The organism is Telluria sp. ZT3P26, from assembly GCF_059686035.1.
The window spans coordinates 1,243,957-1,260,360 of the sequence record NZ_JCASII010000001.1 but is presented as its reverse complement, the minus strand read 5'-3'; the positions used below and the strand labels follow the sequence as shown (position 1 = coordinate 1,260,360).

Sequence of the window (16,404 nt, the reverse complement as noted above, 5' to 3'; positions counted from 1 at the left end):
GGGTCAAGCACTATCGACAGCCCGGCGGCCGGCGTCCCGTTTTTGGCCCGCTTCGGGCCGGAATACTTCCTGCAGCACGTCGATGAAGGCGCGCAGTGCGGCAGGCACGTGGCGGTGTCCGGGATAGTACAACGCCAGCTCGCTCGACGGTGCACACCAGTCTTGCAGCAGGGGCACCAGACGGCCGGCCGCCAGATGGTCGCGCGCGCTGGTGTCGGGTACATAGGCGATGCCCTGCCCGGCCAGCGCCGCGTCGACCATCAGGCCGACCTGGTTCAGGATCAGCGTGCCCGGCACGTCGAGCGCCATCGCCTGGCCGTGGCGCGTGAACTCCCAGCGGTAGATCTTCCCGCTTTGCATGCGCATGCGGATGCAATGTTGGCCCAGCAGGTCGTCCGGGACGGCCGGCATGCCATGCACCTTCAGGTAGGCGGGCGAGGCCATCGGCATGAATCGCACTGGCGCACCGAAGCGCGCCATGTGCATATCTTGCGGCACCGCCTCGGCCAGGCGCACGCCGGCATCGAAGCCGCCGGCGACGATGTCCACCAGGCCGTTGTCGACGAACAGGTCGAGTGCAACGGCCGGGTAGCGCGCCTGGAACACGGGCACTGCATGTTGCAGCAGCCAGTGCGCGGTCGGCTCGGCCGTGTTGATGCGCAGAAGGCCGCCCGGCTGCTGGCCGACACCGTTCACGTCTTCGCAGGCCGCGCCCAGTTCGCGCAGGACCGGCTCGATGCGGCGCAGGAACCCCTCGCCCGCCTCGGTCGGTGCGACGCTGCGCGTGGTGCGGTTGAGCAGGCGCACGCCAAGCTTTTCTTCCATCACGCGCATCATGTGGCTCAGCGTCGACGGCGATACGCCCAGTTCATCAGCCGCCTTGCGAAAGCTGCGGCGGTTGGCAATGGCGACAAACGCGCGCAGATCACCGAGGTCGGGCTGGGACATTGCTGGCAATCCTTCACGAATGCATGCGAGATTCATCCGATGATAGCAGCAGATTAGTTCGCTATCGTGGTGGCTCCATTGACCCCGACAGGAGAACAACATGCAACGCACCTGGTTCATCACCGGCACGTCCAGCGGCTTTGGCCGCATCATGACCGAACAACTGCTGGCGCGCGGCGACCGCGTCGCGGCCACGCTGCGTACGCCGTCGGCACTGGCCGACCTGCAGGTGCGCTATCCGCAGCAGTTATGGGTGGCCCGGCTGGACGTCACTGACGATGCGGCGATCGATGCCGTGCTGGCCCGCGCCTTCACCGAGCTGGGGCGGATCGACGTCATCGTCAGCAATGCCGCGTATGGTCTGTTCGGCGCGGCCGAAGAACTCACTGGCGCACAGGTGCGGCGCCAGCTCGACACCAACCTGCTGGGCGCGATCCAGCTCATCCGCAGCGCCCTGCCCTGGCTGCGCAAGCAGGGCGGCGGCCGCGTGATCCAGGTGTCATCCGAGGGCGGGCAGATCGCTTACCCGAACTTCAGCGTGTATCACGCGACCAAGTGGGGGATTGAAGGCTTTGTCGAAGCGGTTGCGCAAGAGGTAGCGCCGTTCAGCATCGAATTCACGCTGGCCGAGCCGGGGCCCACGCCCACCAATTTTGCCGCCGGCCTGGATACGGCGCCGGCCATGGCCGCGTACGACGCAACGCCATCGGGCGCGGTGCGGCGCGCGCTGGCCGACGGCAGTTTCAAATTGAGTGGCGATCCGGTGCAGATGGTGCGGTCCATGATCGATTCGGCCGACCAGTCGCCGGCGCCGCGCCGCATTGCACTGGGTTCGACCGCCTACCGGTCGATCCATGCTGCGCTGACGGACCGGTTGGCCAGACTCGAGGCGCAACAGGCCATCGCGGTCAACGCGGACCTGGAAACGTGAAGAACGCTTTGGCGGATTAATCCACCAGCACGCCTGCACGCGGCTGGGTTGCCGCCTGCGCTTCATGAGCGCTGCTGCGCGCAGGCACCGGCACATCGAACTGATAATCGGCCGCCGCATGCACTTCCCAGCCGCCGTCGCCCGTCAGCCACAACACATGGGTATGGTGACGCAGCACGCCGGCGCGGTGCGCGACGCTGACCAGCGTCGTGCCCTTGTCGCGCAGGCGCTTGTACAGCGACGATTCGTTGGCACTATCGAGCGCGCTGGTAGCTTCGTCCAGGATCACGATGGCCGGCTCGTGCACCAGCACACGGCCGAACGCCAGGCGCTGCTGCTCGCCGATCGACAGCAGCTTTTCCCAGTCCAGTACGGCGTCCAGGCCCCCGACGCGCCCGGCCAGGTACGGCAGGTGGACCTGTTCGAGAATGTCGGTCAGCTGCTCGTCGCTCAGCGACGTGCGGGTGCTTGGATAAATGAGCTGGCTGCGCAGCGTACCCGGCTGCAGATATGGCTGCTGTGGCAGGAAGAAGAAATCCTCGCGTGGCGGATGATGGATCACCCCGCTGCCCTTGTGCCACAGCCCGGCAATGGCGCGCAGCAGCGAGCTCTTGCCGCAGCCGCTGTCGCCGTTGATCAGCAACGCGTCGCCGGGTTCCAATGACAACGTCAGGTCCTTGATCAGCACGCGGTCGGACTGCGGCGGGCACACGGTCAGCGACTCGAGTGCCAGGTGGTCGCCAGGCGTACGTGTGATGCGGGCCTGCGTGTCGCACGGATTGGCGCTTGGCGGCTCGGGCATCACATGCATCGATAAGGTCTGCAGGCGGCCAATGCCGGCAACGAAACGGCTGAGGCTTTCGAAGTTGTCGACGATGACGCCCACCGCCGCCAGCACTGCCGTGAACGCGCCGGCTGCCTGCACGGCGCGTCCCACCTCAAGCTCGCCCGACAGGACCGCATCGGCCAGGATCACGAACGGCAGCACCAGCGTGAGCTGGCTGAAGGTGCGCTGAAACAGGTTCAGTGCGCGCTGCTTCTTGATCAGGCGCGAAAAATTATGGATGACCTTGTTGAACTTGCTGTCGATGTGCGCGCGCTCCTGCGCTTCGCCGCCATAGAAGGCAATCGACTCGGCATTCTCGCGCAACCGGATCAGGCTGAAACGGAAATCCGCTTCGCGCCGCAACTGCCAGAAGTTCAGGTGGATCAGCGGATTGCCAAACACGACCAGTGCGATGATCGTGCCCAGCAGCGCATAACCCACCAGGACGGCCACCAGCACGTGCGAGATCGACCACAGCACGGCGCTGAAGGCCACCAGCTGCATCAGCGAGCCCAGGAAGATCAGCATGAAGTGGACCGAGCGGCCGGTGAACGTGTTGACATCCTCGCAGATGCGCTGGTCGGGGTTGTCGATTTCCTGGTTCGAGCCCAGCTCGTAGTATTTGCGCCCGCCCACGTACCCATCGAGAAAGCGCCGCGTCAGCCAGCGGCGCCACTTGTTCGCGAACAGGTCGCGCATGTAGTAATAGAACGCGTAGATCGGCACGGCGAACGCCAGCACGATCAGGCAAGCCTGGACCGCGCCCCAGAAGCGGTTGCGGTCCTTGCCGGCCAGCGCCGAGGTCAGCTCGCCGGCCTGGTCATTGAGCATCACGGCGAGCTTGGTTTCCACCAGCATCAGCACGATCAGCAGTGCCAGTAGCAGCCAGGCCCGCTTGCGCTCATCGCCCAGCCAGTACGGCTTGGCGACGCTGACGAACTGTTTCCATGCCGCCACCGACAAGGGCGGGCCTCTGCGCTTTTTCTTCGTGTTGCCAGGAATGTCGCGCGGCGTTCCCTCGTTAAGCGTCTGTGTATGGTCCGTCATGATTCTGCAATGCCTGTTCCCGGCGCGTCCGACCACGAAAACGCGTCCGGTGGTACGTTGATTCGTGCTGGCATCGGCAGCGATGGGCTGCGATGTCGGCAAACCTGCGAACTGTATTTACCCAGCTCACGTACGCAGCATACGGTCGCGTCTGCAAGTAATCCGTGCGGAAACAGACATAACGACACTATCTTGATGGAATCCTTAGTCGAAGCAACATCAAAGGGGGCCAGCCAGTTGAAGGGCATGCCGTCAATGCACTTTCAGCAGGGTCAGGTCAGGAAACTGCCTCACACGGTAGCGGATCGGGTAGGTGTCGGGCTCCGGCGTCATCAGGTGCCCCGCCACCGCGCTCACCGTGTCCCAGTCATACATGCCGGCACGCTGCGCCTCTCCCTGCTCATTGAAGCGTACCAGGGCGATCCTGTCTGATTTGGGCAGAAGCGCATCGACACCCTCTGACCAGGTACAGAGGCTGAATTCCTCGCGCGCATGGTTGTCTTGTACCAGCATGAAGCTCGCGACAATGAAGTCGATGTCATGTTTGTCATGCAGATCGTCCAGCAGTGTTTTCTGGTCCGCATAGTCTTCGGCCAGATAGCGCTGGCGCAATTGGGCCAGGCCGCGTGCCACCTCCTCGTCGTCAGGCGTATAGGGTTGTGCGCTGCGGTTCCGGAAATGGTACATCGCTGCCGATACCGTACGGCCCTGCTCTTTCCTGGCAGTGTCGGCCATGGCAAGCATGGCCAGTAACGCACGGCGATCCCCGGCCGGGGCCAGCAAGATGCTGTCGCGCGTGGGAATCATCGCGACCGGGTCGCCGATGCCGGCGCGGTGGACCACGTCCGGCAGCAGCAGGCGCGACGAGTCATAGGCATCATTCCAGTCGCCGACCATCACGCCATCGGGGCCGCGCGCGAACCCGCCACCCGGGATGGCACGCAGATTATCGAGCGCCGCGTCCAATGCCTCGTCGAACGACACTCCCCATGTATCGAGCTGCGCTGCCGTCACGATGCTCATCGAATCGGCGTCATCGACGGCAATCACGGTCACGACATCGTCGCCAAGTGCTGCCGCGGACGTGCCGGGCAATGCCGTTCCCGCAAGACGCGCCGACAGACGGACCGACTCGGCGTACGAGCGCGCCCGAACAGCCGGCAGCAGTTTGGCCCTGACCTCCTCGAAGGTCTGCGGAAGCGAGGTGTCGCGCAAGATGGCCATGCACATCTCGAGAACGCGCGGCCGGTCAGCGCGCGCAGCATCACGGTATTGTTTGTAGAGGTTGGCGAGATTGACGATCTGGTCACCGTTTGCACCGGTGAGGATGCGGGCCCGGTCCGCGTCAAAGTGCATCGGATGGGCAAAGCTGTTGCGCTGCGCATGCGCCATCAGCGCCTGGGCGAACTTTTTCAGGGATGGCTTGAACTGGAAGAGTGTCAGCATGGCGCGCCTTGATCGTGGTGATCCACGAATGTAGCGTACCCGATTGCCGGCGTCGAATCGCCTTGCATAGGGTATCGATCCGATGCGTCACGAAGCGGCTACGCCCGCTTTTTTTCATGCACACCGGCGTAAAAAAACCGCCAGGCTCACGCACTGGCGGTTTTTTCACATTGCAGGGTGATTACACCGCTGCGCCTTCGACCGGATCAGCTGCCTTCATCGACAGCTTCAGACGACCACGCTCGTCGGTCTCGAGGACCTTGACGCGCACTTGCTGGCCTTCTTTCAGGTAGTCGGCAACAGCGTTGACACGCTCGTTGGCGATCTGCGAGATGTGCAGCAGGCCATCCTTGCCTGGCATGACTTGCACGATCGCACCGAAGTCCAGCAGTTTCAGCACGGTGCCGTCGTAGGTCTTGCCCACTTCGACCGATGCGGTCAGCTCTTCGATGCGGCGCTTGGCTTCCTGGCCGGCGGCAGCGTCGACCGACGCGATCGTGACCACGCCTTCGTCGCTGATGTCGATCTGGGTGCCGGTCTCTTCGGTCAGCGCGCGGATGACAGCGCCGCCCTTGCCGATGACGTCACGGATCTTTTCTGGGTTGATGCGGATGGTGATCAGGCGTGGCGCGAAGTCCGACAGCTCGGTCTTCACGGTTGGCATGGCCTTCTGCATTTCGCCCAGGATGTGGTGACGGCCTTCTTTGGCTTGCGCCAGTGCCACCTGCATGATTTCCTTGGTGATGCCCTGGATCTTGATGTCCATCTGCAGCGCGGTGATGCCTGCTGCGGTACCGGCCACCTTGAAGTCCATGTCGCCCAGGTGATCTTCATCACCCAGAATGTCCGACAGCACGGCGAACTTGCCGCCTTCCTTGATCAGGCCCATGGCGATACCGGCCACGTGCGATTTCATCGGCACGCCGGCGTCCATCAGTGCCAGGCAGCCGCCGCAGACCGACGCCATCGACGACGAACCGTTCGACTCGGTGATTTCCGAGACCAGGCGCACCGAGTAGCTGAAGTCTTCCGGATCCGGCAGCGCAGCGATCAGCGCGCGCTTGGCCAGACGGCCGTGGCCGACTTCGCGGCGCTTTGGCGTACCGACGCGGCCGGTTTCGCCGGTGGCGAACGGAGGCATGTTGTAGTGCATCATGAACGAATCGGTGTACTCGCCCATCAGCGCATCGATCTTCTGGCTGTCGCGGGCGGTGCCCAGCGTGGCAACGACCAGCGCCTGCGTTTCACCGCGGGTGAACAGGGCCGAGCCGTGGGTGCGTGGCAGCACGCTCGAACGGATCGAGATCGGACGCACGGTGCGGGTGTCGCGGCCGTCGATGCGTGGCTCGCCTTCGAGGATCTGCGAACGCACGACCTTGGCTTCCATGTCGAACAGGATGTTGCCGACGTCGCCAGCATCTGCCGTCACGCCAGCGGCGTTCAGGTCAGCCATCACTTCGGACGACAGCGACTTCAGCTTTTGCTGACGCGCCGATTTTTCGCGGGTCTGGTACGCATCGCGCACTTTCGCGCCGGCCAGTTCGCCGATACGGGCGATCAGCTCTTCGTTCTTTGGCGCCGGCGCCCATTCGACTTCCGGCTTGCCGCCTTCGGCGACCAGGTCGTGGATCGCATCGATCACGACTTTCATCTGGTCATGGCCGAACACGACGGCGCCCAGCATGATTTCTTCGGACAGTTGCTTGGCTTCCGACTCGACCATCAGGACGGCGGTTTCGGTACCGGCCACGACCAGATCCATCTGCGAAGTCTTCAGCTCGGTGGTGGTCGGGTTCAGGATGTACTGGCCATTCGCGTAGCCGACGCGCGCGGCGCCGATCGGGCCGCTGAACGGGATACCGGCGATGCACAGGGCGGCCGAAGCGCCGATCATCGCAGGGATGTCCGGATCGATTTCAGGGTTGACCGACAGCACGTGGATGATGACCTGGACTTCGTTCAGGTAGCCTTCCGGGAACAGCGGACGGATTGGACGGTCGATCAGGCGCGAGGTGAGCGTTTCTTTTTCGGAAGGACGGCCTTCGCGCTTGAAGAAACCGCCCGGGATTTTACCCGCAGCATACGTTTTCTCGAGGTAGTCGACGGTCAGCGGGAAGAAGTCCTGGCCCGGCTTGGCATCCTTGCGTGCGACCACGGTTGCCAGCACGACGGTATCTTCGACCGACACCACGACGGCGCCGCTTGCCTGGCGCGCGATTTCACCCGTCTCCAGGGTGACAGTGTGTTGACCGTACTGGAAGGTTTTCGTAACTTTGTTAAACATGGGGTATCCCTTTCATTTTGCCGACAGATTTTCAGGTGCTGTCGTTCACCTCTCACCACGGGCCGCTCAGGAGCGGAGCAGCCTTGCAACAACAAACAAACCGCGCAAAAACGAAAAATGCCCGCGACAGAGAACTGGCGCAGGCATCTTCAGACTTAAACCGTCTGGCGCAAACGAATTACTTACGCAGGCCCAGTTTGGCGATCAGGTCGCGGTAACGGTTCAGATCCTTGTTCTTCAGGTACGACAGCAGGCTCTTACGACGGTTGACCATCATGATCAGACCACGACGCGAGTGGTGATCTTTCTGGTGGGCCTTGAAGTGGCCGTTCAGGTCGTTGATGCGTGCGGTCAGCAGTGCAACTTGCACTTCTGGCGAACCGGTGTCTTTTTCGCCGCGTGCGTTGTCCGCGATAATCGCGGCTTTGTTCAGAGTTTCTACGGTCATGATGTTACCTTTCACATGCGGTGCAAGAGTCGCAACCCAGCGCACCGTGATTGATTGAATGCCTGCCCGGATTCGGACAGACCGGCAAGTATAGTGCAAATCGCGGGTGCCCACCAGCGTTTGCCCGCCTTGCCGCCAAGTAAAGGACAAAATAATGCACCCAATGATGAAAATAACAACGCTGGCCGCCGCGCTGCTGCTGGCGGCATGCGCCACGCGCCCTGCCCCGCTGCCGGGCGAAACGGCCGATGCGGTCCAGGCCAAGCTCGGCAAGCCGACGTCCATCTATGTCGATCCGGATGGCGCGGCGCGCTCGCTCGAGTACGCGACGGGGCCGATGGGCCAGTACACGTGGATGGCACGCCTGGGGCCCGATGGCCGGCTGACGGCCTACGAGCAGGTGCTGACCGGTGAAACCTTCGCCACGCTCAAGGTGGACCAGGCCACCAAGGAGCAGGTGTTGCGCACGATTGGCCGTCCTGCCGAACGCTCGCGCGTGGCGATGCAGAACTACGAGGTCTGGTCGTACCGCTACAAGGAGGCGGGCGTCTGGAACTCGATGATGCACGTCCACTTCGACGAGCAAGGTGTCGTGCGCCAGATGATGAACGGGCCGGACCCGATGTACGAGCCAAGGGAGCGCAGCCCCTGGTAGGGGCTGCCGTGTGAAGCGGCTAGCGCGCGGGCGGCAGCTTGCGCCCGCCGTCGCTGTGCACGAAGTCTTCGATCGCGTCGAGCGACGGCGCCAGGCGGCGCAGCGAGCTCGACAGCGTTGCGAGCAGCGTGACGTGGTTCACGCCGGTGAAGCTGACCTCGCGCACCGGCACGCCCGTCGCGCGCATCCGGTCGGCCAGCGCGCCCGTGTTGCGCTCCGGGTCGACCGTCGAATCGTTGCGCGCCGCGATCAGGAGCGCGGGCGGCGCATTGACCGTCACGTGGTTGATCGGTTGCGAATCGCGCGGCGTATTCGGGTACAGGAACACCGGGCGCGTCGTTTCATTTTCCACGGGCAGGAAGTTGTACGGGCCGGCCATGCCGATCCAGCCACGCAGGATGCTCGGCGCCGTGCCCTGCGCGCGCAGCCAGCGGGGATCGAGCGCCAGCATCGCGGCATTGTAGGCGCCGGCGCTGTGGCCCATCGCATAGATGCGCTTCGGATCGCCGCCATAGGCCTTGATGCGGCGCGACGTCCAGGCCAGCGCTTCGGCGCTGTCGGTCAGGAAGTCCGGATAGCGCACCTGCGGATACAGTCGATAGTCGGGAATGACCACGACGAAACCACGCGCCGCCAGCGCACGGCCGACGAATGCATAGTCGCCCCGCTCTCCGTTGACCCAGTTGCCGCCGTAGTAGAACACGATGACGGGCGCGGGGCCGGTCCAGTTTTCGGGCCGGTAGATGTCGAGTACGTGACGTGGATTGGTGCCGTAGGCGGCCGAGGCCACCGTGCGCGTGGCGCCGCTCGGCGAGACCGCGTTGACCAGCGACAGCGGCGAGCAGGCGGCAAGCAGACCTGACAGGACCAGAACAGCAGCGGCGCAGGCCGCGAAATAAGGAGTTCTCATGGTTGCGGGCGGCCGTTGGTCAGCGGTGGAGATCGTCGTCGGCGTCGTCAAGCGGGATGATGCTGACCCGCTTGCCCTTGGCACGCTGCCATACGTACACGGCGTAACCCGACAGGCCGTAGATCACGAAGATCGGCCACAGCACTTTGGGCGGATCGATTGCCAGCAGTGCCAGCACCAGTGCAATCAGGAACACCGCGATGAACGGCACCGACTTGCGGAAGTTGATGTCCTTGAAGCTGTAGAACGGCACGTTCGAGACCATCGTCAGGCCGGCGAAGACCGTGATGCACCACGACACCCACTCGACCTTGCGCGGGATGACGCTGATATCGGGATCGATCATCATCATGATGAAGCCGATCACGAGCGCAGCTGCAGCCGGGCTGGGCAAGCCCTGGAAGAAGCGCTTGTCGACGACTTCGATATTGGTATTGAAGCGCGCCAGGCGCAAAGCGGCGCAAGCGCAGTAGATGAAGGCCGCGACCCAGCCGAGCTTGCCAAGGCCGTTGAGAGACCATTCGTACATCACCAGCGCCGGCGCAGCGCCGAACGAGACCATGTCGGCCAGGCTGTCGTACTGGGCGCCGAATTCGGACTGGGTATTGGTCAGGCGCGCGATGCGTCCGTCCAGGCCGTCGAGGATCATCGCGATGAACACGGCCCAGCACGCCTGGTCGAAACGCTGGTTCATCGCCATGACAATGGCGTAGAAGCCGCAGAACAGCGCCGCCGTGGTGAAGGCATTCGGCAGCAGGTAGATGCCGCGGCTCCGCTCACCGGCCGCCCGTGCTTGCGTACGGGGCGCGAAACGCTTTTTCAGGCGGGAGAATCGTGGACCGTTGGGCTGGGTCCCTGGCTTTCTTCTTCGTGGAAAAGTTGGCATAAGCAATCGTATTCAAGTGAGCCGCCGAGCGACCGTTCGCAGCCATTATAGAGGCGCGACCCGTGTTAGCGAAACACTACGCTAACCCAGCTGGCAATTGCATGGCGCCTACTTGAAGGCGCAGTCAACGTTAAATAGAGCCGAGCCATGAACTGATGAGCGGTTTCGTGGTCCAACGCCTGTCCGCAGCGTCAGGAGTGACTCATGAAAGCGCCTCGTTTCAAGAACTGGTTTGCCAAGTTGTCAGCGCTGAATCAGCCACAGCGCCGGCAAGTGCTCGACGCCCTGCATCCCGCAGCGGGCCTTGACCAGGTGGTCGCACTCATTGCGCAGGCCAGAGCGCCAGCGCGCTGCTGCCCCAGCTGTGGCAACCAACACTGCAATCGACACGGATTCGCCAACGACCTGCAGCGCTTTCGCTGCTGCGCCTGTGGCCGCACGTTCAACGACCTGAGCGGTACGCCACTGGCACGGCTCAGACACAAGGCCAAATGGCTCGCTTACTCGCAGGTGCTGCTCGATTCACTGTCCGTGCGCAAGGGGGCAGACCGGGTCGGCGTGCACCGCAATACCGCCTTCCGGTGGCGCCACCGATTTCTCGATTGGGTCAAGCTCGACCGGCCGACAACGCTCAACGGCATCGTGGAGGCCGATGAGACATTCCTGCTCGAATCGCAAAAAGGATCACGCACGCTCGACCGCCCGCCACGCCGACGGGGCGGCCGCGCCCCCAAACGTGGCATTTCCCGCCATCTCGATTGCATCCTGGTGGCGCGCGACCGCAATGGCCGCACCATCGATGCCGTCACTGGCCGTGGCGCACTGATCGCCGCGCAGCTCGAACGCGATTTGCTGCCCAGACTCGATCCGCAGGCGCTCCTGGTCAGCGACAGCCACGCTGCGTACCGGGCCTTTGCACGCAAGCATCGGATTGCGCACGAAACGGTCAATCTGCGTGCAGGCGTGCGCGTCAGGCATTCGGATAGCCGCGCCATTCACGTACAGAACGTGAACGCGTACCACGGGCGCTTCAAGGCCTGGCTACTGGGCTTTCGCGGGGTGGCATCGCGCTACCTGCCCAACTACCTGGGATGGCGCTGGGCCCTGGATGGCGGGCGGGTCAGTTCCGCAGAACAATTGTTTTGCATCGCAATCGGCGTCATCAATAGACAACGCTGACTGCGCCTGCTTGAACACGACCGTGCCGGATGGCGCGATTACTTGAACTTGACCTTGCCCACCAGGCGCATTTGCAGCGTGGTTTCGCCTGGCTCGAAGCTTGGTTCGGCGACGCCGTCATCCATCTCGCGCTTGGCGCTCGAGCGCATCATCATGGCCGGCGCACCCTGGGCATCGCCCGCGTAATTGCCCGAACCTTCGAAATCGACCGTATCAAGCACGGCGTCACCTGGCTGGCGGCCCATCGCCTTGGCGATCGACACAATGCGCTCATTCAGGTTCTGGTACGTGGCAGCGATGCGCTGGTCGTCCAGGCGCTTCTCGGTCGCCGGGGTCAGGCCAAAGTTGATGTTATTGATCTGCAGGACCTTCTGCGCGGCGGCGGCCGTTTTCGGCAGCGCGGCCAGGTTCGTGGTCTTGACTTCCAGGTACTGGCCGACGCGCCAGGCGATTGGCACCGGCTTGACCGGCGCGACCACGCGGCCGACCGGCTGTGGCTGGACTTCAGGATAGACAGGATAGGTGTAATAGCCCTGCGTTTTCAGTTCGGCTTTCGGATCGGCGCGGCGCACGATCTCGGTGCCCTCTTTCATCTTGCGGTTGACGCGGTCGGCGGCGGCGTTCTTGTCCTTGTCGTGCTCTTCGACAGCGAAGGTGATCGTCGCTTCGTCATTGGCGTGCTTGACTTCGCCGAAGGCAGGGACCACGACCATGGTGCCGGTGGTTGCAGCGGACGACGCGGTCTGCGCCTGGGCAGCGCTGAAGGCCAGCACGAGCGCAGCGGCGACGAGGGATTTGGTGAATGCCATTCTTGTTCTCCTGTGGGTTGCGACGTATGTCCGGCGTAGTTATACGATACCGTGCACAGGGAAAACATCGGTAATTTGTAATGGACAGTTGCAAATGAGTAGCTTTTGACGTGGTTTGTAACAACCGGCGCCCCATGAAAAACGGCGCCCGAAGGCGCCGTTCCTGTCCCCTACTGCGACATTAATTCTTCGACTGATCCACCAGCTTGTTCTTCGCAATCCACGGCATCATCGCGCGCAGCTTCGCGCCGACTTCCTCGATCGGATGCTCGGCCGTCAGGCGACGACGCGAGATCAGGGTCGGTGCACCGGCCTTGTTTTCCAGGATGAAGCTCTTGGCATACTCCCCGGTCTGGATGTCCTTCAGGCACTGGCGCATCGCGTTCTTGGTGTCTTCGGTCACGACGCGCGGGCCGGTGACGTATTCGCCGTATTCCGCGTTGTTCGAGATCGAGTAGTTCATGTTGGCGATGCCGCCTTCATAGATCAGGTCGACGATCAGCTTGAGTTCGTGCAGGCACTCGAAGTACGCCATCTCCGGCGCGTAACCGGCTTCGGTCAGCGTCTCGAAGCCCGCCTTGATCAGTTCGACCGCGCCGCCGCACAGCACGGCCTGCTCGCCGAACAGGTCGGTCTCGGTTTCTTCGCGGAAGTTGGTTTCGATGATGCCGGCGCGGCCGCCGCCGTTCGCCATCGCGTACGACATGGCGATATCACGGGCAGCGCCCGATTTGTCCTGGTACACGGCGATCAGGTGCGGCACGCCGCCACCTTGCGTGTAGGTGCCGCGCACCGTGTGGCCCGGCGCTTTCGGCGCGACCATGATCACGTCGAGGTCGGCGCGTGGGACGACCTGGCCGTAGTGCACGTTGAAGCCGTGAGCAAAAGCCAGCACAGCGCCCTGCTTCGCGTTCGGCTCGATGTTCTGCTTGTAGACTTCGGCGATGTTTTCGTCCGGCAGCAGGATCATGATGACGTCGGCGTTCTTCACTGCTTCATCGACTTCCGCCACTTTCAGGCCGGCTTGCTCGACCTTGCCCCACGAGGCGCCGCCGCGGCGCAGGCCGACGGTGACATTGACGCCCGATTCGCTCAGGTTCTGTGCGTGCGCATGGCCTTGCGAGCCGTAACCGATGATGGCAACGTTCTTGCCCTTGATGAGGGAGAGGTCGCAGTCCTTGTCGTAGAAAACGTTCATTTTTTTATCCTGTTATTGAATTTGAATTGTGTAATGTTGAGCGTTGCTCAAACTTTCAGAATGCGTTCGCCGCGGCCGATGCCCGAGCCGCCGGTGCGCACCGTCTCGAGGATCGAGGCGCGGTCGATGGCGTCGATGAAGGCGTCCAGTTTCGATTTGGCGCCGGTCAGCTCGATCGTGTAGGTCTTTTCGGTGACGTCGATGACGCGGCCACGGAAGATATCGGCAGTGCGCTTCATTTCTTCGCGCTCCTTGCCGACCGCCCGCACCTTGATCAGCATGAGCTCACGCTCGATGTGCTGGCCTTCGGTCAGGTCGACCACCTTGACGACCTCGATCAGGCGATTCAGGTGCTTGGTGATCTGCTCGATGATGTCATCCGAGCCGGACGTGACGATCGTCATGCGCGACAGCGTCGCGTCTTCGGTCGGCGCCACGGTCAGCGTTTCGATGTTGTAGCCGCGCGCCGAGAACAGGCCGACCACGCGCGAGAGCGCACCGGCTTCGTTCTCCAGCAGGACAGAAATAATATGGCGCATTTACAGGTCCTCCGAGCCGAGCAGCATTTCGTTCAGGCCGCGGCCCGCCTTGACCATCGGCCACACGTTTTCACTCTGGTCGGTGATGAAGTTCATGAATACCAGGCGGTCTTTCATGGCAAATGCGTCGCGCAGCGCGCCGTCGACATCGCCCGGCTTTTCGATCTTCATGCCGACGTGGCCATAGGCCTCGGCCAGCTTTTCGAAGTCAGGCAGCGAATCCATGTACGACTCGGAATAGCGCGAGCCGTAATCGATCTGCTGCCACTGGCGGACCATGCCCAGGAAGCGGTTGTTGAGCAGGATGATCTTCGGCGTCAGGTGGTATTGCTTGCAGGTGGCAAGCTCCTGGATGCACATCTGGATCGAGCCTTCGCCGGTGACACAGGCCACGGTGGCATCCGGATTGGCCATCTGCACGCCCATCGCGAACGGCAGGCCCACGCCCATCGTGCCCAGGCCACCGGAATTGATCCAGCGGCGCGGCTTGTCGAACGGGTAGTACTGCGCGGCCCACATCTGGTGCTGGCCGACGTCGGACGTGATGAACGCGTCACCACCGGTGACCTTGTGCAGCTGCTGGATCACGGACTGCGGCTTGATCAGCGTGTCGGAGCTCGCATACGCCAGGCAATCGCGGCCACGCCATTCGGCGATCTGCTTCCACCAGCTTTGCAGCGCCGGCGCATTCGTGTGGCCAGTGCCCGCCTCGAGCTGCGCGAGCAGTTCGATCAGCACGTCCTTGACGTTGCCGACGATCGGGATATCCACTTTCACACGCTTGGAAATCGACGACGGATCGATGTCGATATGGATGATCTTGCGCGGATGCGAGGCGAAGTGCTTCGGGTTGCCGATCACACGGTCGTCGAAGCGGGCGCCGATGGCGATCAACACGTCGCAGTGCTGCATCGCCATGTTCGCTTCATAGGTGCCGTGCATGCCCGGCATGCCGACGAAATGCGGATCGGACGAGCGCGATCCGCCCAGGCCCATCAGCGTATTCGTGATCGGGAAACCGGTGGTCTCGACCATGCGGTTGAGCTCATTCGAGGCATTGGCCAGGATGACGCCGCCGCCCGCATAGATCATCGGCCGCTCGGCATTCTGCAGCAGCGCGACCGCTTTGCGGATCTGGCCGGCATGGCCCTTGTCGACCGGACGGTACGAGCGCATGTCGACTTCGCGCGGGTACTCGAACAGGCATTTGTTGACCGTGATGTCCTTCGGGATATCAACCAGCACGGGGCCGGGCCGGCCGGTACGGGCGATGAAGAAGGCTTTCTTGATGGTCGAGGCCAGGTCGCGCACGTCCTTGACCAGGAAGTTGTGCTTGACCACCGGGCGGGTGATGCCGACCGTGTCGCATTCCTGGAACGCATCCTGGCCGATCGCGTGACTTGGCACCTGGCCCGAAATCACGACCATCGGCACCGAATCCATATAGGCGGTCGACAGGCCGGTGACGGCATTGGTGACGCCCGGACCGGACGTGACGAGGGCGACGCCCACGGTGTTCGAGCTGCGCGAATAGGCATCGGCAGCGTGCACCGCGGCTTGTTCGTGGCGAACGAGAACGTGCTGGAATTTATCTTGCTGGAAGATCGCGTCGTAGATATACAGAACCGCGCCGCCCGGATAACCGAAAACGTGCTTGACGCCCTCTTCTGCCAGACAACGGACAACGATTTCAGCGCCCGTGATGGGGACTGTTGGATCGAAACTCATAACCATTCCTTTCAAAACCCATAGGGTTGATTGATCGGATGCTCGTTCCTGGCGATATGCGTGCTGCGCTTACAACCCTCAGGCTCCACTTCTTTCTGCGTGCACGTCGATGGTTCGGGTCGCCGTAGGGACCGTACGCATTGACGCTGGGCGCAACTCGTTAGGCTTGAGTGTTTGTAGCGGTTGGACGCATCTCTCGCGCTTGTGGCACGGGTCGGAGCAAACTGCCTACAAATGAAAGCGTGCCATGGCGGACGGGGCGTTGTGGGCGACTCCCGCATGACGTTGATGCTTTGAGGGTGCAAAGCGTGAGGAACACCATACCGCGCCGCACCATTCTGGTCAAGCTTTGTTCTTCGACAAGGTGTTGCTGAAACCGCCTGCCAGCCCGGCAGAGCACCTGGCGGCATGCGCATACCTGCCCTGCCCACCCTTGCCGGTGCAGCCCGATGGCCCCGCGCGCACGGTTTCGGTGCGCAGCAACAGGTGTGTCGCCGACGCCGCATGAGACAAAAAAAAATCGATGCCCGGAGACGAAAATAAAGATTTCCACAAATAAACTGATTAAAA

At 62.7% G+C, this 16,404-nt stretch carries 14 protein-coding genes; 3 read left to right on the top strand and 11 right to left on the bottom strand.

Going from position 1 to position 16,404, the window contains the following annotated elements:
• Positions 1–3: 3 nt before the first annotated feature.
• Positions 4–948 carry a LysR family transcriptional regulator gene (locus AC56LN_RS05540; RefSeq protein WP_499570319.1) on the bottom strand — a complete coding sequence of 315 codons (945 nt, stop codon included), beginning with the start codon at positions 946–948 and terminating at the stop codon, positions 4–6.
• Positions 949–1,048: 100 nt separating this feature from the next.
• On the opposite strand from AC56LN_RS05540, the gene AC56LN_RS05535 reads away from it, so the two are divergent.
• Positions 1,049–1,879, top strand: coding sequence for an SDR family oxidoreductase (locus AC56LN_RS05535; RefSeq protein ID WP_499570318.1), 831 nt, complete (start codon positions 1,049–1,051; stop codon positions 1,877–1,879).
• A gap of 16 nt (positions 1,880–1,895) precedes the next feature.
• Here AC56LN_RS05535 and AC56LN_RS05530 read toward each other — a convergent pair whose 3' ends face one another.
• From AC56LN_RS05530 to rpsO, 4 genes are all read right to left on the bottom strand, one after another.
• Positions 1,896–3,752: an ABC transporter ATP-binding protein/permease gene (locus AC56LN_RS05530; RefSeq protein WP_499570317.1), complete on the bottom strand. Its 1,857-nt coding sequence runs from the start codon at positions 3,750–3,752 to the stop codon at positions 1,896–1,898.
• A gap of 252 nt (positions 3,753–4,004) precedes the next feature.
• Positions 4,005–5,198, bottom strand: coding sequence for a DUF1444 domain-containing protein (locus AC56LN_RS05525; protein ID WP_499570316.1), 1,194 nt, complete (start codon positions 5,196–5,198; stop codon positions 4,005–4,007).
• A gap of 181 nt (positions 5,199–5,379) precedes the next feature.
• Positions 5,380–7,482: a polyribonucleotide nucleotidyltransferase gene (gene pnp / locus AC56LN_RS05520; RefSeq protein WP_332531003.1), complete on the bottom strand. Its 2,103-nt coding sequence runs from the start codon at positions 7,480–7,482 to the stop codon at positions 5,380–5,382.
• Positions 7,483–7,660: 178 nt separating this feature from the next.
• Complete coding sequence (gene rpsO / locus AC56LN_RS05515) at positions 7,661–7,930, bottom strand: 30S ribosomal protein S15 (protein WP_183555352.1); 270 nt, start codon at positions 7,928–7,930, stop codon at positions 7,661–7,663.
• A gap of 163 nt (positions 7,931–8,093) precedes the next feature.
• On the opposite strand from rpsO, the gene bamE reads away from it, so the two are divergent.
• A complete protein-coding gene (bamE, locus tag AC56LN_RS05510) occupies positions 8,094–8,585 on the top strand; it encodes an outer membrane protein assembly factor BamE domain-containing protein (protein ID WP_482900235.1) in 492 nt (163 codons plus the stop codon).
• A 19-nt stretch (positions 8,586–8,604) separates the two neighbouring features.
• Here the strand turns inward: bamE and AC56LN_RS05505 are convergent, their stop codons facing one another.
• Both AC56LN_RS05505 and pssA read right to left on the bottom strand, forming a co-directional pair.
• Positions 8,605–9,495 (bottom strand): alpha/beta hydrolase, encoded by an 891-nt coding sequence (locus AC56LN_RS05505; RefSeq protein WP_499570315.1) that lies wholly within the window; start codon positions 9,493–9,495, stop codon positions 8,605–8,607.
• 19 nt (positions 9,496–9,514) lie between these two features.
• Positions 9,515–10,381, bottom strand: a complete 867-nt coding sequence (gene pssA / locus AC56LN_RS05500; protein WP_499570314.1) for a CDP-diacylglycerol--serine O-phosphatidyltransferase — start codon at positions 10,379–10,381, stop codon at positions 9,515–9,517.
• Positions 10,382–10,585: 204 nt separating this feature from the next.
• Between pssA and AC56LN_RS05495 the strand changes: the two genes are divergently transcribed.
• The gene (locus AC56LN_RS05495) at positions 10,586–11,560 is read left to right on the top strand and encodes an IS1595 family transposase (RefSeq protein ID WP_499570313.1); all 975 of its coding nucleotides are present in this window, start codon (positions 10,586–10,588) and stop codon (positions 11,558–11,560) included.
• 38 nt (positions 11,561–11,598) lie between these two features.
• On the opposite strand, the gene AC56LN_RS05490 is transcribed toward AC56LN_RS05495, so the two are convergent.
• From AC56LN_RS05490 to AC56LN_RS05475, 4 genes are all read right to left on the bottom strand, one after another.
• A complete protein-coding gene (locus AC56LN_RS05490; RefSeq protein WP_499570312.1) occupies positions 11,599–12,369 on the bottom strand; it encodes an SIMPL domain-containing protein in 771 nt (256 codons plus the stop codon).
• Between the two features lie 181 nt (positions 12,370–12,550).
• Positions 12,551–13,567 (bottom strand): ketol-acid reductoisomerase, encoded by a 1,017-nt coding sequence (ilvC, locus tag AC56LN_RS05485; RefSeq protein ID WP_183555357.1) that lies wholly within the window; start codon positions 13,565–13,567, stop codon positions 12,551–12,553.
• Between the two features lie 47 nt (positions 13,568–13,614).
• Positions 13,615–14,106 (bottom strand): acetolactate synthase small subunit, encoded by a 492-nt coding sequence (gene ilvN, locus AC56LN_RS05480; RefSeq protein ID WP_183555358.1) that lies wholly within the window; start codon positions 14,104–14,106, stop codon positions 13,615–13,617.
• A complete protein-coding gene (locus AC56LN_RS05475; protein WP_499570311.1) occupies positions 14,107–15,834 on the bottom strand; it encodes an acetolactate synthase 3 catalytic subunit in 1,728 nt (575 codons plus the stop codon).
• Positions 15,835–16,404 lie beyond the last annotated feature (570 nt).